Source organism: Vibrio sp. ED002, from assembly GCF_023277445.1.
In the GTDB taxonomy this organism is placed as follows: domain Bacteria; phylum Pseudomonadota; class Gammaproteobacteria; order Enterobacterales; family Vibrionaceae; genus Vibrio; species Vibrio jasicida.
The window spans coordinates 50,396-71,028 of the sequence record NZ_CP080240.1 but is presented as its reverse complement, the minus strand read 5'-3'; the positions used below and the strand labels follow the sequence as shown (position 1 = coordinate 71,028).

Below are 20,633 nucleotides of genomic sequence, written 5' to 3'. Positions count from 1 at the left end.
TAAATGGAGGCGCAATGAAAAAAATAGAAGCGATTAAAACTGGGCTGTTTTTTTACGATGACGGGGAGTCAAACCTGTCTCTCAGAGAGAACTTTGAAAGCCAAGTGTACAGCTCATTCGATGACATGATGTTCGACCTCTATTTGCTGAGCAAAAATGAAGATTTCAAGTTTGCCTTGGCACATGAAACCGAAAGCCATTTCCCTCGACGCACACCCGAAGAGCGTCAAGCACTGCTCGTGAAGAAGGTTCACGCCCAGCGTCGCTATCAAGACCACCTAGAAAAAGGGGGAACAGAGCTTCAATTGAGCGGCATGTTAGCCGATTTTGATAAGAAAAAAGCCCGTCATTGATTGACGAGCTTTTTCACACTTCGTTATACTGGCAGCACAACGCATCAGACGTTGTAAATCTTGGCCAGTGCTACCATTCATAATCGAGTGGTGCCAGAGCCCAAGATTATGATTGATAGCCTCGCTTGTTGTCAATCCATCAATTCAAAGGTGATCGTCATGATTACTGCATCAATTGTTCCCACTCAGGAACGCCCTAATTTTTATCCATCAATGACCTCAAACTACCTCGCGGTTGAGCAAGCTGTGTATCATTTTTCTGATCAGTTTTTACCGGATTATTCTGGTGGTTACTGGGAGTTTGTGACGTTAAGCAATGGCGGGAAGTTTGCTTATCCAGAAATGGGTGAGCCTGTCGCTGTCAATAATGATTACAACTGTGCGTCGGCATCGCTTTCTAAGGAAGCCGCTGGTATTTGTGTCTGGATAATCATGCTGGGCAACTGCGCCATGTCTGCTTATCAAAAGGGCAACAAAGCGGAGCTGGATAACCTCAGTGAGCATCAAGTTTTGCTCATGGATTACGCCAGAGAACACGCTGAGTGGGAGAACATTGCTCGCGTGATTAACTAATGGTTTAAGCCATTGAAGCGCTAAGCGCTTTTTACCACAGGAGAAGTCCTGTGGGGCTTCTCTTTTTTACTTTATTGGAGAAGTCTAATGTTAAAACTTGATGCTATCGTGAACACCCAACAAATCTTTAAAAACACCCCATCGAAGGCGGCGACGCACTATCATTTAGCGCGTCATAGCTACTTGTCACTGACAGAAGAGGGGCGTTTGTACATTTGGTGCGGCGTCAATGAAGCCTGGATTGAAACACAAAGTCCGCTTCATGAAGAGGGGCTGGTCCTGAATCTTCGCGCTCTTGCCAGTGCCGGTGTCAGCTTTGCGGGTTTGCACCCATGCGCTCGATGCCACAGCGCCACACACAATCATATTATGGTTGGTCGTGATGGCAGCGTGGTGTTGAACTGCCTAAGTTGTGGTTCGGTTATCAACGTATGGCGTGATATTTGGGAGGGCGTCCAGAAAGGAGCTCAACCCTATACTCTCGTTGAATCATGTCCGCGCTGATTATAGTCGATACCCTACGGCGTGGTTGGTTCACTGACTCATCGTCAAATGGAGGGGAAATGAAAACAAACATGACAATATCGCTATGCAATATTGAACTCAATCTTATGATTTCAGTAGCGAAACACCGCTATACCCCTGTTAGTCACGAGGATGCGACATTAGACCTTGAGGCAATAGAGGTAGGTTTAGACTTGGGAAGCCGTAAAGTTGAATTGTCGGCTACCATGCGTGAAGCTCTGGATAACATAAAATTTTTAGATTCAAGTGTTTATGACGCGTTTGTCTATGCTTATAACGGCGCTTTAGAGGCGAATTAATGTTTAAAAGTGGTTGTAAAACCGGCAAACATAAACACCCTGATGACACCAAATAGCCCGATAACATGATGATGTTATCGGGTTTTTTCATTCATGGACGTCTGCTAAGTGCCTTTCGAGTGCAGAGACCAATCGGCAGTGTTCATCCGCCGTGAAGGGCTCAGCACTGTCTAAGATGGTGGCTCTTAATATTCGCTTGGTGGTCTCCTGTGACGTGTGGAGATACTGCTGGGTGACGAACATGAGTTTGGAAAACGAGGGGCGATTGAGAACGAGAGGTTTACGACCGTGAACTCGCAACTCAAATCGTTCGAGGACATAGTCATCTTCATCATCTTCTAAGCACACCCAAGGATCGTGATTGTCTCGCATTTGGATAACGCTCTATCGTACGGGGTGGGGAGGCGGTGTATTTATCTTAGCACCTTCCATGGCGCGAAGATAAATCAGCACTTTGAAGGAAGGTTAACATCATCACGCGCTGTGATGTTTGTTCAGTGTTAGAGTTCGCCTCGATCACGGTCAGGTTTGCCGTTTTGGTCAAAATAGCGCACCTTACATTTCGGAAAGCCACTGCATCCCCACCAAAATGCTCCTTCTTTCTTGGCTGGTCTTCGCACAAGCGGATTGCCACACTGTTTGCAGAACTCTTCTGTGCTTGGCACAATGCTCTGGCGTGGCTTGGGGTTGAAGTTTGGCTTACCGTTCTCGTCAGGGAACGTCGTCTTACAATCAGGGTAGCGATTGCAGGCATGAAATGGTCCATGTTTGCCAGGGCGTTTAATGAGCGTGCCTTGCTGGCAGGTTGGGCAAGTCACGCCGCTGCGCTTCACGAAAGGCACACCGTGTGTTTTGACGTGCTCGACTTGGAGATGGATATACTTGTTTACGTCGTTTAAGAACGATTCAATATTGAGTTGCTGCTTCGAAATCTTATCTAAGCTACCCTCCCAAATAGCGGAAATGTCTGGCCGTACAATCTCATCAGGGAGGAGGGCGCAGAACTCTTGTCCCGCTTCCGTCGTTTTGTAGACCGGGTTCTTGTAGCCTTTCTCTTTACCTAAGCGAACAAGGTGTGTCAGCTTACCTACCTTTTCAATATGGCCGCTTCGCGTGGCTTCTGTCCCGATGGACCCGTTTTCCCCGGCCGTGTCTTTGTCTTTCGCCTCCAGTGTTTTGCGCAGTTCAGGATCTTTGATGAATTTGGCCGCTTGGGTCATGGCTTTCAGTAGGCTTGCATCGTCAAAGTATTTCGGAGGTTTAGTTTCACGCTGCTCCATATCCACTTGTGTACACGAGCCTTGCGTACCTTTGACCATCGAGGTGAGGTCTAGGGCGTTTTGATTCGGTTCGTCTTGATGTTCACCTTTAAACAGCACTTCCCACCCTTGTTTGCTGAGTGTGGTTTGGGTGGCACGGTAGCAGCGGCCGGTGCAGTCCACATCGAGCGCCACTTTGTCGCGTACGGAGCCAGGGTAGAACAACGCAATAAAGCGTTTGGCCACCAATTCATACAGGTTTCGCTCACGCTCGTTAAGCTCGATACCCGCGCCGCTTTTCTCGGTAGGGACAATCGCGTGGTGCGCTTCTATTTTGCTGGCATTAAAGGCTTTGTGACTGGAGGTCGTCGCGGCGTGTTCAATGGCGGTATCAAGATGTGACAGTGTCCCTGTTATGGCCGCAAAGATACTGGAGCGGTTCTCCAGATGTGCATCGGAAAGGTACTGGTTATCACTGCGCGGATAGGTCAGCAGCTTATGCTTCTCATACAGCCCTTGCAAAGTATCTAGTACGTCTTTCGGTTTATAGCCCCATCGCTTTGACGCTTCAATTTGCAGCTTTGACAGGTTGAATGGCATTGGTGGTTGGCGGTGTTCCGTTTTTTGTTCAATGTTGGAGATATGCGCATTTGCTCCGGTATCCGCTTCTTTGGTCGCCGCGACTTCCAGTGACGAAATCATACGACCTTTGTCATCGAGCTCGAATGCTTCATCAGGAATGAGTTTTCCCTTTATCACGTTTCCGTTCATGTCGAAATGACCAAATAACTCGTAGTAAAAGCTTTTCTGGTGATTGAGGTTTGCCAGGGTGCGCTCGTTAATCATGCCTATCATCGCCGTAATGACTCGGCCAATATTGAGCACTTCATCAAAACCTTTCTCTCTCGCTTTAAGGGTATAGGCGCGAGTTAGGTTATAACCGAAGGTTTGGTCGGCGATAGCGCGAGCTAACGCTTTTTGGGTCAGTGGTTGGAAGTGTTCATTCGGCTGTAAGTTTGCCAGCGCCGCTTTCACCGGCTTATCGTTCAAATCGGCAATCAAGACACGTTGCACCGGCTTGGTGTTGTTTGCATAGGTCAGCACCTCATCGACCAACAAACAGCCTTCCGGGTCGGGGTCGCCTGCGTGAACAATGCTGTCTGCTTTGTCTATCCAGCTCAGCACGACTTTGAGTTGCTTCGCTGCGCCCTGACGCGGCTTCATTCTTGGCGGGTAGTGTGTGCTCAAAGGTAGGTACGACAAGGCCCATTTTTTATGTTCAATGTTGTAATCTTCTGGGTCACACAGGGCAAGTAAGTGACCAACGCACCACGTCACCACCTCTTGGCCATGTTGATAGTATCCGTCTTTTTTCTCGGTGTTGACGTCACCGCCGAGACCTTTAAAGATGGCCGCCGCCAACGACGGCTTTTCTGCAATAAATACGCGCATGATGTTTTCTCCGGATGTCAGTGTCCCTCGATGCGACGCATCGATAGGGAGGCGTGAGTGATGAAATTATTGAAGGGTGAGGGTTTTGAGTTCGTCGAGCGTGAAGATACGCACGAGCTTTGAACGGTAATGTTCAAACGGGTGTTTGGATTCGCTGAAAGGAATGTATTCAATGCGGTCAAAGCGCTTTTCGAGCAGTGGCTTCATGTTTTCATTGGGGACAATGTAAAACACGGCGCTCCAATAACCTTTTTGCTTCGCCAAGATATGGCTCTTGAATATCGAACGATATCGAGACGCGTTTTTTAACGTTCGCTCTGTTTCTATCGCGATAGTAAACCCGTTTGGGGTCGTCATGATGGCATCAGGCCGGTGTTCCACGTCATAACGGTGCCGAAACGAATACTGATCGGCATTATGCCAATCGCTCCAACCATTTTGCTGCAAGTAAATTTGTACCTTTTGATTCATAAGCTTGTGCTCCAGTGTTGGAAACTTCACTCGATGCGGCTCAAAAGGACGAAAGTCTTCATTGATGCTTTTGATGTTCTGCGTGATCCCTAAATCGGTGATCCCCCAAATGGAAACCTTACCCGTTTGAAACTCAAACTCATGTTTATGGAGGTAACCAAGGTGAATAAGTTTGTTTAATAACCTATCTAAAGGGCGTCGAGATTTATACTGAAGAAGCAAAGTCAGATTTGTAATATCAGAATAAACTTCTTCTTTGAGGAACTGTATTACTGTTGCCATCTTCTCCTGGTTGCGCTGTAAGCGTGCTTGTCTGGATGCGATCAATTGGTTCATGTTTTTGCCTCCGCTTCTTTGCGCACCTTGTGAAAAGAGAGGCAAGTTCGATGCACATTACGTAACAGTTCATCGAGTTGAACGGTCGTGTTGGTTCGATGATGTTGCATCTCTGTTTCGGTTAACTCGCCTTCCATTCGTGCTTGATAAAGCGCAGCAAAGTACGCATCACAAGATAAAAAGACCTTCATTAACATGACACTTGCTGGCGTATAGTGGCGCGACTCCACCGCCACATCGATGGGCTCATTGACTATGATTTTTCGAATGTCTTCACTGTCGCAGTCATTGATCAACTTGCGGTGCTGTTGATTGATGTCATTACGCAGAGCGCGCACTTTTTCAAGTAACGCGTCGGCGGTACGTTTGGCCAGTTGCGTGGTCAGGTTTTGAGCCGGTCGTGACGCAAATGCTTCAACAGAGAAAAGCGATTGGAAAATAAAAAGCCCATCGATGGGCTTTTTAATTTTCTTTTTATGGGCGCTGTAGGTGTGGTGATCCCATATCGATAACAGACGTTTACTGTGCAGCTTCATTGTTCCACTCCTTCAATTTTCTTTAGAAATGCCTCAACTTCTTTCTCATCAACCTCAGTTTCTAACGCTTGTTCGTCGTGAGGTTCGAGGGGGGCAGGTTGAGTGTTGAACGCATCAAGATTCAGGTCTTCATCAGGCGCTTGATTTGTTTCACTTATCGCTTCTGGTGAAGCTAAGTGGTCATCCAGATCTTGTCGCGTTTCTGCCACAACAGAGATCTCCAGCTCTTTTTCTTGATGCGTTTCATCGAACGTAACGAGGGTTTGTTTTTGTACTTTGATCGGCGCAATCAAGGATGGCTTGGGAACGTCATTCATTGTGAAGATATAGCTCACAAAGTTGGGCAGGTTGAGCAACATGTTGGTATCGACATATTGCCTCTCGGCCATTCTGATGTTGCGTTTATCATCGACCACTTCATTGAGCGTTTTGCTGGATTCGACATAGCGAGTTTCGTCATCCACCAAGATAGTGCCGGACATTTTAGACACCCATTCGGCGGTGTCGGGATCTTGTAAGCGATACACCAATTTGAACTTCGTGTTCTCGACCACTGCACCCACCACGGCATCACCGTTAAGATCGGCCGGACAGTCTTTTAAATCGGCAATCGATTGGTGGGCAAGAAGCATGTGCACGCCTTTGTCGCGTGCGGCGCCCAAACCTTCCATCGCCGGTTTTGAAATGTGGTATTTCAATTCATCCAAGAAGATGGCAATGGGACGCGGCTTACCCGCTACACGGTCGCGCATTTCAGCAAGCTGAAATAAACGGATTAAGATCATCTTCTGCGTGATCAATATCTTCGAATTACGCATTGAGCCAATGACGTAACAACAGCCGCCATGGTCGAACACATCTTGCAGTCGCATGCCGCCAACCGCATTGATGGACTCGACTAACGAGAGTTCTTCAAGTTTGCCGTAGAACGCTTTGATGGTGTCTTCAAGACCTTGAACATAGAGTGAACTGAACAGTCCTTTGAATGACTGGCGCTCTTCTTCCGTTGCCTTCATTGGGGCTTCTCTGGCCGCTTTTCTGTCGTCGATACGATAGAAATCAGCCACGTCGCCTTTCTCGGCAAGGCTGAATCCAGCCACCATTATCTCTTCGATTTGTTCCGGCGTTGCATCCGCTAAAAGATCGAGTTGAGGCACTTTTTTATTTAGGTCAATCAGGTAGAAAGGTTTGCCCGCTTTTTCACAGGCGTACTTCATCAAATGCGGTGCCCATTCATCATTTTTAGGGTCCATCACAAACACGCCTTCATCAGCAAGGATAAGTTGATACAAGATCAATCCTGAGGCGACCCCTTTACCGGCACCTGTGGTGCCGATGATGTCCGCGTGCTGTTTTTGGAAGTCAGCCAGTGGGATGTATTGCGGTTTATGTACGCGATCCAATCCGACAAACACACCTTTATTGAGATCAATGTAGTCTTCGGGATCGTACGCCAGCGTTTCCGGTAAAAAGTGCTTTACCGTGCGCACGTCGGTGCGTTCATCACGCGCCATTTGCGTGCGTTTGGTGAACTTAGATTTAAGCTGGTTCAGATGTGGTGTCGCGACTCGGCGAATGGCAATGTGGGTGCCCACACCAACGAAGAACAGCGGAATATAGAAGTACGAGATAAACGGATACACCAATTCTGAAACGGGTACGTAGCTGGCGGTTTGTACCATAGCAATCAGTGTTGGAATGGTGACGTTGGCGAGTGTCCCAAACAAAAAAAGTAAGATCGCAACGAAGATAAACAGGCGTCGCAATAGGGAGCCTTTTTCGTTTTTTTCCGGTTTGTCAAAGTAGATCGTTGGGGAGATCAAACCGGAGAGAAAACTGAGTACGCTGGCATAGTAAAACGTCAGCAAATACAGTTGAGAGAGTGCCAGTAAAGACAGATCTAAAATGGGATTGATGATCATATCAAACATGATCTTGATACTCCTTGATTGAATGTTATCGGTCTCTGTTGTCGGTCTTTGTGATTGGTCTTAAGGTAAGACCGACAACAGAGACCGATAGAATCCCCAAACCTTTACGCTGAACGCTCCAAGGAATGGGGTTCCCCTTGAAAGGGGAATATTAAAAAAGCGGTGCTTTTTCAATAAATTAGAAGGCTCATGCTCGGGGCTGGACGCCCCTGCGCTGATCCTTCTAATTAAAGGCCGAAAACCGCCTCGCTACGCGAGACCAAGCCCCTCTGAAAGTGGAAAATGTCGCCTTTTGGCCGCTGCGTACCTTGCTTGCTCAAAATTCTCGTTTTCCGCTACCCAGACGAGCTTGGTCTCGCCTACTCAACGGTTTTCGGGGGCAAGCCCCCAAAACAAACCGACCTCTGGGGAGGTCTCGCCTATTCGCTGGGGCGGGCGTTTGTTTCGGCTCCCCCGTCTGAGGCATTTTCGCTGGGGCGAAAAGTGTCTCAGATGCTCTCGATGTGCATCTTTCGCACTCCAAAAATCATTATCAATCAAGCCCCGCAGAGGGGGCGCTTGCGCGATTGAATGTTTTTGAAGCTAGGGCTACGGACTCGCTTTCAAGCGCAGCTTGAGTCTCATCACGTAGCAAAAAAGCCCGCGCTGTTTCGCTCAATGTGTCTTGCCAAAGTGGGGCGTGGAACGCCGGAATCCACACTTTGGCGGCGACGAATTTCGCGTTTTTGCTGGCGGTCTTTTTTAAGCGCTCACTCCTCGTGCATCGAATTTTTCTTTCTCTTTAACAATCCTTTGGGATTGAAATTTGAAAGGAAAATTGACACGAGACGTTCACGAAAGGACAACACGTCCCATCCTCAAGGATGGTCATGTTGCGTGTTCGTTATTGCGCTATTTAACAATCCTAGGGGATTGAAATGGCACAATGAATGGTGCGCGTGAAGCGCGCATTGAGAGCGTAGAAGAGGCGGTGTTATGGTGAAAAACGGGTTTATGACTGCGCGATAAAGTCCGAAAGTTCGAAGCCTTCATCAAGCAAACTTTGTAATTCCGCGGGCATCTCGCCCACGCCATTCCACGTTTTGTTGTCACCATAAACGTAGGTGTTTGATGGCGTGTTGGTGCCGCTTTTGCTTGCCTTACGGGGTTTCTTTTTCGGCTTCATTAGATCACACAACTTGTCAAAGTCGAGCCCCTTATTAATGATTTGCTCGCGCATCGCTTCGAGCTCTTGGCGCTCTTGCTGCTCTCGCTCGGCTTGTATTTGAGCTTCCAGTTCTTTCTCTTGTTTGAACTCAGTAATGACAGTTAAGACGCGTTCAAGCTGCTCAACACTGGCGTGTTTGAGCACCGTTTTCGCTTGTCTTGGGGTGCTGAGTTTTTTGATGATGTCTTGCATAATTTGTGTTGCCTTTAGTTGATGTTTGAGTCAGAGGACTTAATCACTTATCCATCTACCCACAATCGGCTGGAAATAGATCCTGGAGGTTTCCAGTCTTCCTCATGATGGATAGTTGGATAAGTGAGACGGTGGGTGGAAAATGTTTCGTGAGGTGCTAATCTGAGTGTGGAAGTTATCGCGCTGTGCATTTCGTTGATCGTGTTTTAACTCTCGCAGGGCGCGATGATTTCCACCGCGATATCGAGCGCTGGAAATATCAACGCATTGATACTACTGTTATTAGTGACGGTGTGGCTTGTTTCTTTCTCGCAACTCAGGGCAGGTTTCATCGTCTCCTTTATTTTGTTTGTTCATCCTTCCACAAGTTGATTTTACCGTTGGTTTCGTCTCCTTTTAGCGGATGAGCGAGAAGCCGCTCATTCACTTCATTACAGTGACGTCCAGTTTTGATGTGGGCGTCCAAACCGCGAATGATGAGGCTGGCTAAGTGCCATGCTTCCACCATGTCGTACACGTCAGGTTCATTTAAACCCTCTAAATTTTGTTCGTGACAGGCCGTGATGGTGATAGGCATACATTGTGACTTGTCGTCACTGAACAAGTCGAAAGACAACATCTCATATCCATCATGGCGAAAGCCCCATAAGCGACACTGTATTGGTTTCTTCTGGAGCGTTTCTTTTGCTTCTGCTACCACTTTGCCTGCAAAGGCATGAAGTTCATCGTTGGTTTCAGTAAAACCAGAGGGCCCTAAATCGCTGATGAGAGTCATTTGATATTGCTGTTCTTCGAATGCTTGAAGTTCTTGCTCTTCCTCATCAGTCAATTGAACGTTTGAGTTCATCGTGCTGTTTCCTTTATTGGTTACGTCACTCATTCGCCACACCCCGCTGGGCAGCAACCGAGCTCAATACCGTGAGAACAATAGCGAGTGTCTTCATCCCAGTCTGGTGTGGAACTTTGCACAACATTGGGTTGGTCACGCTCGTAGCCATGCAGCTCTGCAAGTGCAATCGCTGTTTCTTTTTCGTCGTCAGGTAGACGTTCTAGAAGTGCGTTTATAGAGGATTGAAAGCGTCTGCTATAGAGCTCAAAGCTGAGTCCACAGCCTCGATTAGCTTCCTTGGCTAGCTGTTCGATGAGTGATGGGTGATCTGGTTTTTCAATGGTCATTTTTACTATCCTATTGTGCACGGCGGGCTTCTTTAAGCATCCGCAGATGGTCAACGTAGTAGCGCCAATTCTTCTTCGTTAATGGTTGTTCTGGCGTGAATCGTTTGTCTTCACTGGTGAAGGCAAATAACCCTTTTCGATTCATCAGTGTGGTGATGGCATCGATACCATCCCAACGTAAATAAGCGGTGCGTGTTTGGTAATGTCTGTTGTCAATGTCAAAGCACGCAGGTGCCTTGACCAGGGCGGCAAAGGCCACATCTTGGGTTTCTATTGGGTGGGCTAATGTGCTGCATTGGCGTTTGATTATGCTGTCTGAAACTACAATGGCCTCGATACTCAAATCGATGATGCGTTTGCCATCAATGTGGATCAGCCATTGGTCAATGGCTTTGCTGATGTCCGCTTTAACTTCTTCTGCGGTGTAGTTCGCGTGGGTTTGAGGTTTATAGGCGCCATACAGGAGGCGATAGGTGAGGTGTGATTCATCAAACTTCGGTTGGTCTGTCACGCCTTCCCTGATAGCGATGATTTCCTTGCAATCGGCAAGAAAGGTTTGGTCGTTGGAGGTGGGAAGTAAAACGTATTGCATGGGGGAGCTCTTTTTGATTGAGATGTTAATTAAGAGAAGGTAGGGTGTTATGAAAGAGGTGGCACCAACACTCCAAGCGTGAAATTCATTCACGGTTTGGTGTCATTTCTTTTACTCGGCGCTGCGTGTGACGCGGTGACGGGTGTTTTTTCACGCATGTCTGCCTCTTTTCTCACCCGTTGCCAATAAGCGGCAAACTCAGATGAAGCTTGTTTTAATGTGGTTTGGCTTGGCACATTGAGCCGCCTCATCAGCTCGATATCGCATTCTAAAATGGGTAATTCATTGTCCATTTCGTTCACATCCTTGATGTTGTTAGGGAAAGAGAAAGGCGAAAGTTTTGGGGATTGAGTACCGTTTCTAAGGCTTAAAAATGGCATGACGAGCGTCCATTTTGTATCGAGGGTATTTTGGTTAGATGTTTGTTAGGATTTAGTTAGATACCCTTAGGACACTTCTTGTCCTGCATTACTTGAGTTAGCATGATATGAGGTAATTCAATAAGCCTTGGCTCGCGATGGAGCGTTGAGTACAAAAAACAGCAAAAGTGAAAATCTTCCGTTATGTCCATATCTCATATGGGCATTTTTTTTGTCTGCGAAAAATTTTTCCTATACTGATAGTGAAAGAAATGACGAGATAAAATGTATCCTGCATGTGTACAAACCGGAGTTTCGTCATTTCTTTCATTCCTCGCTAAATTCGTGCGCGAACGTTGTCTTGTTATTTAGTCATAAAGTCCTTGAGTTGAAATACTGGATGGCGCTGCGCGTACACGTCGGGTGATGCTGCTGTTGATGTACTTTTTGACGTATCCATTTCTAAAGCCGCGGTTAGGACTGCCGGTGTTGTAATAGGAGAGCGCGATTTGCAGCGCAGCGCCCGGCTCTGGATTTATTTTCAGTGCGCGTTGGTAGCTTTCATGAAGAATTTTCGAGCCAACCTGGATGTTTTTGCAGGGGGTAAACATCTCTTCAATCGTGACGCCGTAAGCCTTGAGGTTGCTTGTGTTGATTTGCATCAGACCCAAATCAACCGAGTGGCCAAGAGAGAGGTAGTAGTTCGCCAAGTCGATGGCTTCCTCTTTTGTTCTCGGTTGTTTAAATTTGGGTGGGCTATGGCCTGGAAGCTTATTGACGTTGATTGCGAAGGGTTTGAAGCTCGATTCGTTTTTTATGACTTGTTCGATGGTGGTCGGGTGGACTTGATAAATGCAGTCGGTGTATGGGGTGATGTCTATCATAGGAAGCTAACCTCCTTTAAAAGTCAGTATGGGTGTTGCCCGCCCGAGAATAGCCTCAGTGCTAACGGCGCCAAAGTAGCGGCCGTCGAAGCTGTCAAAGGGGGCGAAATCTGAAAGCAGCAAGACTTCGCCTTTATTCAGAGTGAGGTCTTGAAGCTTAGGTAATGTTCGATGAAGGCTATCTGCAGCATGGATTGGGTATTGCGTGAGTGCTTCACCGTTTATGCTGATAACACTATCGAAGGTAATGGTGTCGCCTTGAGTGGCCATGATTTTCTTGATGAGTGGTGTGCTGCCACTTGAGCAGGTGCCGTGCTTTACATAGCCTCGCTCTAAAGCAAGGTTTATTGCGTTGCCACTAGGGGGACAGAAAGAGACCAGTTCACCCCGCTGGTAGGGCGGGGAAGTCGTGATTTGGTACACACCTAGCGGATAGGAAGAGGTTAAATTAATGCGAAATCCCAGAATGTAGACTAGGCTCAGTCCAATGAACGTCGTGAAAAAAACGTTGGTTTTCATGTTTCTAAGTGCTCCCTGATGGCTAGGGAATAATAAGGTAAACTGTGAACAAAATGACATACGATTAACACAGCAATATAACGGATGGGTACAATTGGTCTCGATTTTCTTGGCCCTATTAGAAAATCGCTTCTTGTTACTCTTTATTGATGTACTTATTATTCCACATTTGCCTCGGACTTCGGTTCGAGGTTTTTTTATGCCGTTAAAACAAGGTGATGGCTCGGGTAGCTACGCTACACTTATCATAAAAGAATGCGGAGACGTCGATGGGGAAACACAAGCAACAATATTGGGTATGGGTGACTGTTGGTGGGCTAGGCTTGTACTTTTTGCTTCTTGCTAATGGTTTTAAGCAGTGGGTTGGCATCCCTTTTGATGTGACATTAGAAATGCTGAACATCCATACCATAGCATTTGCGCTTCTTGTGTTTATCTTGTTCCATAACCCATTGGCGGAATATCTTCTGCCCATCTCTGGCGTCTTTTTCTATCTCGGCTTTGTACCGGTGTTACACTACCTAGCCATTTTTTATGACACAGAAGCGTTAATCAGCGAACCTTGGTGGTCAACAACAAGGTTTCATGTCGCTGCAGGACTGATGGTATTAATCATCGGTTATGCCGTGGTGATTTATCGTCGGCGCAGGTGAGCGTTAGTTTTGACTCTGATTGGCCTTCTTGTTTTTCCAATCAGCGTGCGCTCGATAATATCGACGCAGCGTGTCTTTATGTATCCCCAGCATCGCCGCCGCTTGGGTTTGATTGCCGTAGGTATGGATGAGAACTGACTCAGTGAGGATGCTCTGAATCAAAGGGAGTATCCAATCGAACTTAGGGTCTTCCGGTGAATTGACGAACTCTTTTTGTATCAGTTCGATGATGGCCGAGCGGTCAATCAAAGGCGGAGGCGTTAAGCGCTTAATATCAGTATCTTGCATAAGTTATCCCTAAGTTGTTCATGTTTTCTGTGGATAAGTTGGTGTGTAGAGATTTACTTACCCAATAAAAAGGCCAGCGTGAGCGCTGGCCAATATCAAATGAGTCCGAAATCTTAGTACTTACGGCGTAGTGAGGCAATACTCAGTAAGAGTAGGCTCCAAAATCCCAAAGAACCGCCACTGTCACCGCCAGAATTTCCGCCACCGGCATTGTCTTCTGGCTTGTTGATGTGAACCGATTCAGAGTCAGACAAGAACAGTTCCCCTTCATCGCCATTGCTTTCAATGACGTACGTGCATTGCTCAAAGGGGGAAATTGTCTCTTTCGTTATGCAGGTACTCTCGTGAGTAAGGAGTGTGACATCGCCCTCTGTATAAGCTGAATCGGTGACACCACCTTGGTGCAGGGATTGTACGGTAATAGTAGTACGACCATTGGCATCAGCTAAGGTTGGGTAATGCCATCCATCAATGTTGCTCGTTAAGAAATCTTGTACAGCTGGGATGTCAGTGCCGTAGGTTTCTCGATGTTCATCTTCCATTCCTACATAGACTGTACTCCCTTTGTGCACTGCTATTATTTCGTTGTCTTCATTTACCCAAGCCGCCCCCGAATCCCCACCGGTGGTGTGCTTGTCTTCGTCAACCACGTCGGCGTAGAGAGCGAAATGATCGGCCCAGTGGTAATGACTGAACGTCAGCGCAACGGAGTTGAGGGTATCAATGGTGCCTCCAAATCCCGCAATGATGATCGGCTCATTTTCTTCTCGGTTTTCAATGTTTAAGAATTGGATGTTTGAGTATTCGATTGGTTGAGCTACGGTCACAATGCCAATATCTTCACCAGAGAAGCTGCCATCTTCGACAAAGTTTGGGTGGCCAATTCGGTTGGACGCGGGATAGTTATCGCCGGTTGAAATAGTGAAACTATCAAGCTCTGATTCTTCAAGACAGTGCGCTGCGGTTAGCACGTAGCGTCCCGCAATGATGGTGCCGCTACATAAACCTTGACGCCCAGTTTGTTGGCTGTCGAATCGAACCGTATTATTGTGTTGTGACCAGTCTATGGGAGTTCCGTTTTCAACCGCAAACGCTTGACTGGATAAAAGAGCAAAAGAGATGAATGTAAAAGTTTTGTTGAGCATAATTTATCCTAAATCGGGTTCCTTGCTTAGCCGAATTGTATCAAATTTAACCATATGAAACGATATTAACATCTTGTTTTATCTATGATCATTTGTTCTATAAAACGCATTTTTATGATCGATCGGCATACTTGATTCTTGAAAAGAAGCGCCGTTAAATTACGGCGCTTTTGAAGGCTTATTAACGGCTACTCGCACTCGTAGTATTTGGTGCGGATATCACAATCAAAGTCGCCATTTCCAACGTGTGTGCAATCTTCATAATCTTGGCTGCCATAAGAGCCTTTAGGGGTGCACTGCTGTCCTGTCGGGTCTCCCTTGAACATCATTGAAGAGTCTATGTAGTAAGGGTTTCCTGTGAATGCTGCCCAGGTTCCAAAATCCCCATTCTCTGATGCATCAGGGTCGAATTCAGCGTCGGTTAAACCTTTTGTATCTGGAGGGTTATGTACCGCTGCGTTCGCGGATTCATAAGGTTTGCTTGATTCCAGTGCGTCGTCGTAGGTGACTTTTGCGTGCACGGTGGTGCTTAAGCACAGCGCGGGGATGAGTAAATACTGCGTTTTCATATATGCTCCTTGGTTACTTACATTGGGTAAAGGCGGTAACTTCGCCAGTGTTAGCCACTTTTAAATCTCCGGTGTTTAAGTCTTTCACTCGAACTTCTAATCCGACTTGCCAATAGCTATCGGTGGTAGTCATTAGGTAGGGCTTTTGACTTCCGGTCAGTTCTAAATCGGATTCAATGTATATGTTGGCAATGCTGAGCATGATGTCGGGAGCCATACCGTCAGGGCACGACGGTTTGTCTACTCGGTCTCCGTGCTTTACCGTGATTACATTGACTAGCCCTTTACTGATGATTTTTTGAGTACCATCTGAATTTGCAATCGTGACGTCTTGGATGTTGGTGATGGAATATCTCCCGCCTACATCCCAGTCGTCAGTGAGCTGAACGCTGCCATCACGTTGTAAGAACTCATCGTAAAGCTGTGAAAGGAGCGGGTCATAAACCATGACGGTAATATCGCCGTTACTGAGTGCCTTGGCATAAGGCACCTTGAGCAGTTCGGTGGCCCATTTTGCTCGATAGATAGGTTGTATGGCGGTACTAGACAGTGGGAACGTTAACTGGGCATAAGCGATGTCTCTTAAATCCGAGCCGATGGTGACGGTTTTTCTGCCCGCCTCATACCCAATACGTAGCGAAGACCAAGGCAAGTAGTCCGGTCTGACGCAGCGTCTTGCGGCTTCATCGGCCGCGGTGCAGTTGATCCAAAACTGTTCGTCTGGGGTCACCAGATCGTTAAGGTTGGTTGGAAACTGGTCAATCACGGCGACGGGGGGCTTAATGGTCTTTTGTTGGTATTGGTACTTCTGCAAAGCTTCGACGACATGCTCAATCCGGTTACGGTAGTCTTGAGCCGCGTTTTTTTCTTTGTTGATGAGGGCCCACTTTGCGACGCCGGCATACACAAGGCCAAGCAACGCGATAGCAAATAACACATCAAGAAGACCAAGACCTCGTTGGTGTTTCATCATAAAAAGTCCTGTTGCATACAGCCGTTTTCACCATCGAAATACTGAAGTTGCAGCTGGGATTGAATGGTGGCCATCGACCGATAAAGTGTCAGGCGACGGCCTGTGATAAATACGTCTTGAGCGACCCGCATAGCGGGCGTCTTCAGTGAGTAGCCCGTCATCCCTTGTGGGAGGCTGACAGTGACTTTGATGCCGACACTGAATGTTGACCCTGGGGAGGTTTGAAGGTCGATAGCGATAGCGTAAGGGGTGGTTAATAAGTAACGGGGCGCATCGTAGTCATTGACTAATTGCGACACCGTTGGCGAGATAAGCTGGGCGCGGCAGCCAGACGCTTCCCATTGCGCACTGATGGCGTGCTCCGTATAAGTAAACACATCCGTCATGGCCGAGGAAAAATCTTCTCGTAATGCGCCTTGTCGCAATAGGCTACTGCTTAAGGCAACGGTGATAGCCAGCGCACCGCCGGCTATCGCAAACGCAAATAAAAACGAGATCACAGAGGCGCCAGTTTGGCGCTGCATTACATGGTCACAGTGATGTCAGAGCCAGAGGTTTTAATGCTCGTGCAGCTTGAGTCCGCTTTTGGACAGCGTTCTGAGCTCACCGGCGCCAGCTTGTTGGCCAGTGCCAGGATGTTTTCGGCATCGACGTTGCTGATGGTGATGTCAATGAACGATTTGTTGGCACTGGTGGTGACCGTGTACGTGCCACCAAATTGGTTCGCACTGCACCACGTCGCTTTACTGTAGCCGTAGCCTTCTTTACAGATTTCGGGCAGGCTCACGCCGGTCGTATCGGTGCCCGCGCCGACCCAAGCATCGGCGCCCTGGCGAATTTCACTCACTTCAGTGAGGGTGGTGTTGACTTTCAGTTGTCCTTTCCCAGATGACGCCATCGCAACGATACCGGCGAGCACCAAGGCCGCGAGACCCATCCAAAAAATGAAGTCCATGAGTGAGGCGCCCAATTGTTTTTTAAATGAAGGTGGCGCAGACGACGGGGTATGCGTCTGCTTTACTGTCACGGGTTCATCCGTGTTGTCCTGTGGCGTTTTTTTTCGAGAGGTTGGATTTGTGTATGTCATGCTGTTTTTTCCTTATTGAAAACTGAGGTAGAGTTGATAGGCGGCGCTGATAACGAGTGAGCCCAGCACCAAAATGGTGATGACCAATCCGGCTTTGGGAAGCCAGAGTTTCATCTTGGTGATTTGCTTATCGACATGTTGGCTATGGTTCGCGCCACTTTGACTGAGCAGTTCGGTGTAATTGACGCGCTCACCCAGTACCTTCATGGCACTGAGCTCGTCTGGAAGCAGTAACTGCGTATCGAGAATATGCCCCAAATTACTTTGTCCGATACTCTGCTCTTTCATGGCTTGAATGTGCATCTTGGCAAACGCACTGTTGCGAATTTCAGCTTGGGTGAGGGCATCGCTGAGTTTCATGCCACATTGAGTGAGGTTGGCTAAGGTTTTCAGTAACGTCGCGGCCACTGCCGCGCGATAAAGTGAAAACAGTGGCCATCGGTTTGTGATATGTCGGCTCGGGCCAGCCCAGTTTGGCAACGCAATGGCTAAGGCCACGAGTAAACACGCGGACAATATCGCGACGAATGGGCCATACCCCGCCACGAGATTGCGAACCGTTAACCCAATCCCATCGGCATGCTCTACGGCACTTAACATCTTATCGGCGATGTACACGCCGTAGAGCCCCGCGCCCACCGTTAAGCCATAAGGGAAAGCCAGCATTTGAACCAGTTTGGTGACAATGTTTTCCCCGCCTTGCAACTGCTCGATGGCGGTCTGAATGCCAACGCCTCGTTGACCGGCGCTTTCTGCCGCGCGGATGGAGCTTAACACCACGCTCGGAAACCAGCCTTCCAGCACATCGACAAAGCGTTTTCCTTGCTTTGGCGCCGCTTTTCCCGCAAGACCAATGATCTGGAAGGTTGGCGTACCATTATCGACAAGAGATTGGCAAAACTCTTTGGTGGTGAGGTTGTACTTATCGGCCTTTTGCCACTGCTGTAAAAAGGCGAGCCTTTCTTTGTCGCTAAACAGCCACTGCTCAAGGGTTCGACCAAGTAGCGTCATAGTGCCTCCTTGAGTGCGCGATAGGTGTCACTGACCGGCGTTGGAACGAGATCGTCCACTTGCTCAGAGGCAGATAAAATGTCCACTTGCCCCCGGACAATGCGAGATTTACAGTGCTGTTTGATGTCGGGCCATCCTTGACTCTGCAGATGCGCTTTCCACCCTAAATCGTCTTCTTTGACGATAAACGCTCGGTCTTTGTCATCGAGAATGATCATCTCCATGACCACTAAGCGGCCTGTTTCCCCCGTCACCGCCCCCTCTCCTGTGCAGGCATCACAGCCTTTCGGATTTAAGAGCTTGACGCTTTTTAGCTCTTCCTCACTGCAAAGCTGTTTAAGTTGGCGCACTTTCAGCGCAAGCTTGTCGCTTGCATTCGCATCGCGATAAGCACTGATCACCTCGTCGCTGTCGTGCTGGCTAAATTCAAACGCGCAGTCACACAGTTTTCTGATCAGTTTCACGTGAACAAACAGCGCCATCAGGTCGGGCGCACCAATGATGGCAGCGGGCATTTTGAGTTGTTGTATGAAGGTCTGAGGGACGCCGAGCGCACTGTTGGTGTGCAGCGTGGCCAGCGCCAAGCCGCCGGTTTCGGCTTTACGACAAAATTCGGCGGCCGTCGGGTTATTACGAATTTCACCGATGTTAGAGATGTCAACGTCATGACGCAGCGTTTCTTTACAGTAAAAGGCGTAGTCGAGCTTAACGCCGGAGCCTTCCACCGTTTCGACATCAGGTTGTACTTGGGTTTTGCTGACGAACGGCTGTGAAAACTCAACGGGGTCTTCTAAGGAATGCACGTTACGTGCAATGCGATCCACTTTTTCAAGTAGCGCATAGACCAGCGAGCTTTTCCCGGACCCCATGGGGCCAGTGATGATTATTCCGCCTTGGCGTTTGTGGATCATCGCTATCAGTGTGCTTAAATAAGGCGCGGGTAAATCCATGTCCTCCAAAGACAGCGCTTTGTCGCGTGGTGTCAGGCAGCGCAGAGTGAGCTTTGGCCCTTCTGCGGTTGGAATAAGCGCCGCTCGCCACTCAAACACGCGCAGCTCGTTATTGACCGTCAGCGTGACCTCAAAACGGTCTTGTGCGGGCATGGTGTATTTGATGTCTTGTCCGCCAAGCTCGGAGAACACATAGTCCATCAAGGAAAGCCCGACTTGGCGAGGTTGATTTTGCGCGCTTTGCTGGTTATGAAAGCGGCTGATCACGCGCCTGACGCCCACACTGCGGATCAAGAACAAGGTACTTTCTGCGGTGGTGAGCACATGGACATCGGAGCTATTTTCATTGACGGCGGTTTGGCACAGGGCCAGCAGTAACCGCTCCACCGTATTGGTCGCCTCTTGTGTCATCCCTTCCTTTCTTTGTTCGTCAGTGAAGGTAGAAAGCGTGTTATCGATGACGCTTTGAGGCACTTCTTCAATGATGACTGACTTGCCTAACATCGCTTCGCTGCCTTGCAGCAAATCAACGATGCGGCCAAGATTGGGCGCTTGCGGGTTCGCGGTTTGTATGGTGAGGTCGTCTGCGACGATGGTGTAACCATCATCGCGACACAGCGTTAATAACGTCTCTGCCTCAGCTTTGGTGAGCTTTGGTAAGTGATTCATAGTCCACCTTCTAACACTTTGGCTTGGATGCCTTGCATAAGTCGAACCCCATTGGCATTGATGTGGGTAATACGCACACCTTGAATGCTTTGCCCTTCACGGACTCGCACTGGCGCGCCGCCATCAAAGCTCAGATAGGCGCTCGCTTCTTGCTCGTCAACAAAAAGGCCACTGAGCGTGAAGCGGTCAATGGCCTTTAAGGAACGGGGTTTCGATGGCGTCCTCGGTGGGGCGTAGTCATCAATCACCGAAATGGCTGGCACGTAGCCAGCGCGCTCTTGTGACGGCTCACTGCGCGTTGCTTTGCGCGCCCTGGCTTGCTGCTCGGCGATGTTGGCATCAAGCTTGGCCAGGGCTAAGGTTTCTGAGCGGTTAATGAGTTGCTGCGCCTTCGCATCGATGACAAGCGCGGGGCTTACGCTTTTGGGTTTGGGCTTTCTTATGACGTTGTCTGGTTGTGGCGGCGGGGACGCAGGGCTTGCATTGACCCAACTTGGTTTTGTCGTTTCAATCGAACGTGGCGCCGTTGAGACGGGCGCATTTTTGGCCAGCCAAAGACTGGCAACAACGAGCCCGCCAATCACCAGAATGCCAATCTGGATATGGGATTTCGTGATTTTCATA

25 protein-coding genes are annotated in these 20,633 nt (G+C 48.3%); 5 read left to right on the top strand and 20 right to left on the bottom strand.

Going from position 1 to position 20,633, the window contains the following annotated elements:
- The first annotated feature begins 14 nt into the window (after window positions 1-14).
- The 4 genes from ITG12_RS27410 to ITG12_RS27395 all read left to right on the top strand — a co-directional run bounded on the left by ITG12_RS27410 (window position 15) and on the right by ITG12_RS27395 (window position 1,750).
- Entirely contained in the window at window positions 15-353 is a 339-nt protein-coding gene (locus ITG12_RS27410; protein WP_248875180.1) for a hypothetical protein, read from the top strand.
- Between the two features lie 159 nt (window positions 354-512).
- Entirely contained in the window at window positions 513-926 is a 414-nt protein-coding gene (locus tag ITG12_RS27405) for an antirestriction protein (RefSeq protein WP_178310012.1), read from the top strand.
- A gap of 87 nt (window positions 927-1,013) precedes the next feature.
- Window positions 1,014-1,430, top strand: a complete 417-nt coding sequence (locus ITG12_RS27400) for a hypothetical protein (protein ID WP_248875178.1) — start codon at window positions 1,014-1,016, stop codon at window positions 1,428-1,430.
- A 59-nt stretch (window positions 1,431-1,489) separates the two neighbouring features.
- Window positions 1,490-1,750: a hypothetical protein gene (locus tag ITG12_RS27395; RefSeq protein ID WP_105069481.1), complete on the top strand. Its 261-nt coding sequence runs from the start codon at window positions 1,490-1,492 to the stop codon at window positions 1,748-1,750.
- Between the two features lie 500 nt (window positions 1,751-2,250).
- On the opposite strand, the gene ITG12_RS27385 is transcribed toward ITG12_RS27395, so the two are convergent.
- From ITG12_RS27385 to traF, 11 genes are all read right to left on the bottom strand, one after another.
- On the bottom strand, window positions 2,251-4,461 hold the full coding sequence (locus ITG12_RS27385) for a DNA topoisomerase (protein ID WP_248875176.1): 2,211 nt from the start codon (window positions 4,459-4,461) through the stop codon (window positions 2,251-2,253).
- Window positions 4,462-4,527: 66 nt separating this feature from the next.
- Window positions 4,528-5,268 (bottom strand): MobC family replication-relaxation protein, encoded by a 741-nt coding sequence (gene mobC / locus ITG12_RS27380; protein WP_248875174.1) that lies wholly within the window; start codon window positions 5,266-5,268, stop codon window positions 4,528-4,530.
- Window positions 5,265-5,804, bottom strand: coding sequence for a DUF1845 domain-containing protein (locus tag ITG12_RS27375; RefSeq protein ID WP_248875172.1), 540 nt, complete (start codon window positions 5,802-5,804; stop codon window positions 5,265-5,267). Before ITG12_RS27375 ends, mobC begins: the two co-directional genes overlap by 4 nt.
- Window positions 5,801-7,735 (bottom strand): type IV secretion system DNA-binding domain-containing protein, encoded by a 1,935-nt coding sequence (locus tag ITG12_RS27370; protein WP_248875170.1) that lies wholly within the window; start codon window positions 7,733-7,735, stop codon window positions 5,801-5,803. Before ITG12_RS27370 ends, ITG12_RS27375 begins: the two co-directional genes overlap by 4 nt.
- A 991-nt stretch (window positions 7,736-8,726) precedes the next feature.
- Window positions 8,727-9,134 (bottom strand): H-NS family nucleoid-associated regulatory protein, encoded by a 408-nt coding sequence (locus ITG12_RS27365; protein WP_248875168.1) that lies wholly within the window; start codon window positions 9,132-9,134, stop codon window positions 8,727-8,729.
- 340 nt (window positions 9,135-9,474) lie between these two features.
- Window positions 9,475-10,014: a hypothetical protein gene (locus tag ITG12_RS27360; protein ID WP_248875166.1), complete on the bottom strand. Its 540-nt coding sequence runs from the start codon at window positions 10,012-10,014 to the stop codon at window positions 9,475-9,477.
- The gene (locus ITG12_RS27355; protein WP_248875164.1) at window positions 10,011-10,310 is read right to left on the bottom strand and encodes a hypothetical protein; all 300 of its coding nucleotides are present in this window, start codon (window positions 10,308-10,310) and stop codon (window positions 10,011-10,013) included. Before ITG12_RS27355 ends, ITG12_RS27360 begins: the two co-directional genes overlap by 4 nt.
- A 10-nt stretch (window positions 10,311-10,320) precedes the next feature.
- Window positions 10,321-10,902 (bottom strand): hypothetical protein, encoded by a 582-nt coding sequence (locus ITG12_RS27350; RefSeq protein ID WP_248875162.1) that lies wholly within the window; start codon window positions 10,900-10,902, stop codon window positions 10,321-10,323.
- 89 nt (window positions 10,903-10,991) lie between these two features.
- Window positions 10,992-11,282 (bottom strand): hypothetical protein, encoded by a 291-nt coding sequence (locus ITG12_RS27345; RefSeq protein ID WP_248875160.1) that lies wholly within the window; start codon window positions 11,280-11,282, stop codon window positions 10,992-10,994.
- A gap of 347 nt (window positions 11,283-11,629) precedes the next feature.
- A complete protein-coding gene (locus tag ITG12_RS27340) occupies window positions 11,630-12,145 on the bottom strand; it encodes a lytic transglycosylase domain-containing protein (protein WP_102388093.1) in 516 nt (171 codons plus the stop codon).
- A gap of 6 nt (window positions 12,146-12,151) precedes the next feature.
- Window positions 12,152-12,664: a conjugative transfer signal peptidase TraF gene (traF, locus tag ITG12_RS27335; RefSeq protein WP_248875158.1), complete on the bottom strand. Its 513-nt coding sequence runs from the start codon at window positions 12,662-12,664 to the stop codon at window positions 12,152-12,154.
- A gap of 269 nt (window positions 12,665-12,933) precedes the next feature.
- Here traF and ITG12_RS27330 point away from each other — a divergent pair, with 269 nt between their 5' ends.
- On the top strand, window positions 12,934-13,317 hold the full coding sequence (locus ITG12_RS27330) for a hypothetical protein (protein WP_248875156.1): 384 nt from the start codon (window positions 12,934-12,936) through the stop codon (window positions 13,315-13,317).
- 3 nt (window positions 13,318-13,320) lie between these two features.
- Here the strand turns inward: ITG12_RS27330 and ITG12_RS27325 are convergent, their stop codons facing one another.
- From ITG12_RS27325 to ITG12_RS27285, 9 genes are all read right to left on the bottom strand, one after another.
- Window positions 13,321-13,605, bottom strand: coding sequence for a helix-turn-helix domain-containing protein (locus ITG12_RS27325; protein ID WP_248875154.1), 285 nt, complete (start codon window positions 13,603-13,605; stop codon window positions 13,321-13,323).
- A gap of 113 nt (window positions 13,606-13,718) precedes the next feature.
- Complete coding sequence (locus ITG12_RS27320) at window positions 13,719-14,750, bottom strand: trypsin-like serine protease (RefSeq protein ID WP_248875152.1); 1,032 nt, start codon at window positions 14,748-14,750, stop codon at window positions 13,719-13,721.
- Between the two features lie 188 nt (window positions 14,751-14,938).
- Window positions 14,939-15,319, bottom strand: a complete 381-nt coding sequence (locus tag ITG12_RS27315; protein WP_248875150.1) for a hypothetical protein — start codon at window positions 15,317-15,319, stop codon at window positions 14,939-14,941.
- Between the two features lie 13 nt (window positions 15,320-15,332).
- Entirely contained in the window at window positions 15,333-16,292 is a 960-nt protein-coding gene (locus ITG12_RS27310; RefSeq protein ID WP_248875148.1) for a type II secretion system protein, read from the bottom strand.
- On the bottom strand, window positions 16,289-16,816 hold the full coding sequence (locus ITG12_RS27305; RefSeq protein WP_248875146.1) for a hypothetical protein: 528 nt from the start codon (window positions 16,814-16,816) through the stop codon (window positions 16,289-16,291). Before ITG12_RS27305 ends, ITG12_RS27310 begins: the two co-directional genes overlap by 4 nt.
- Window positions 16,816-17,379, bottom strand: coding sequence for a hypothetical protein (locus ITG12_RS27300; protein ID WP_248875144.1), 564 nt, complete (start codon window positions 17,377-17,379; stop codon window positions 16,816-16,818). Before ITG12_RS27300 ends, ITG12_RS27305 begins: the two co-directional genes overlap by 1 nt.
- Before the next feature lie 12 nt (window positions 17,380-17,391).
- The gene (locus ITG12_RS27295; protein WP_248875142.1) at window positions 17,392-18,390 is read right to left on the bottom strand and encodes a hypothetical protein; all 999 of its coding nucleotides are present in this window, start codon (window positions 18,388-18,390) and stop codon (window positions 17,392-17,394) included.
- Complete coding sequence (locus ITG12_RS27290) at window positions 18,387-20,009, bottom strand: ATPase, T2SS/T4P/T4SS family (protein ID WP_248875139.1); 1,623 nt, start codon at window positions 20,007-20,009, stop codon at window positions 18,387-18,389. The genes ITG12_RS27295 and ITG12_RS27290 overlap by 4 nt, the downstream gene beginning before the upstream one ends.
- Complete coding sequence (locus tag ITG12_RS27285; protein ID WP_248875137.1) at window positions 20,006-20,632, bottom strand: hypothetical protein; 627 nt, start codon at window positions 20,630-20,632, stop codon at window positions 20,006-20,008. The genes ITG12_RS27290 and ITG12_RS27285 overlap by 4 nt, the downstream gene beginning before the upstream one ends.
- Window position 20,633 lies beyond the last annotated feature (1 nt).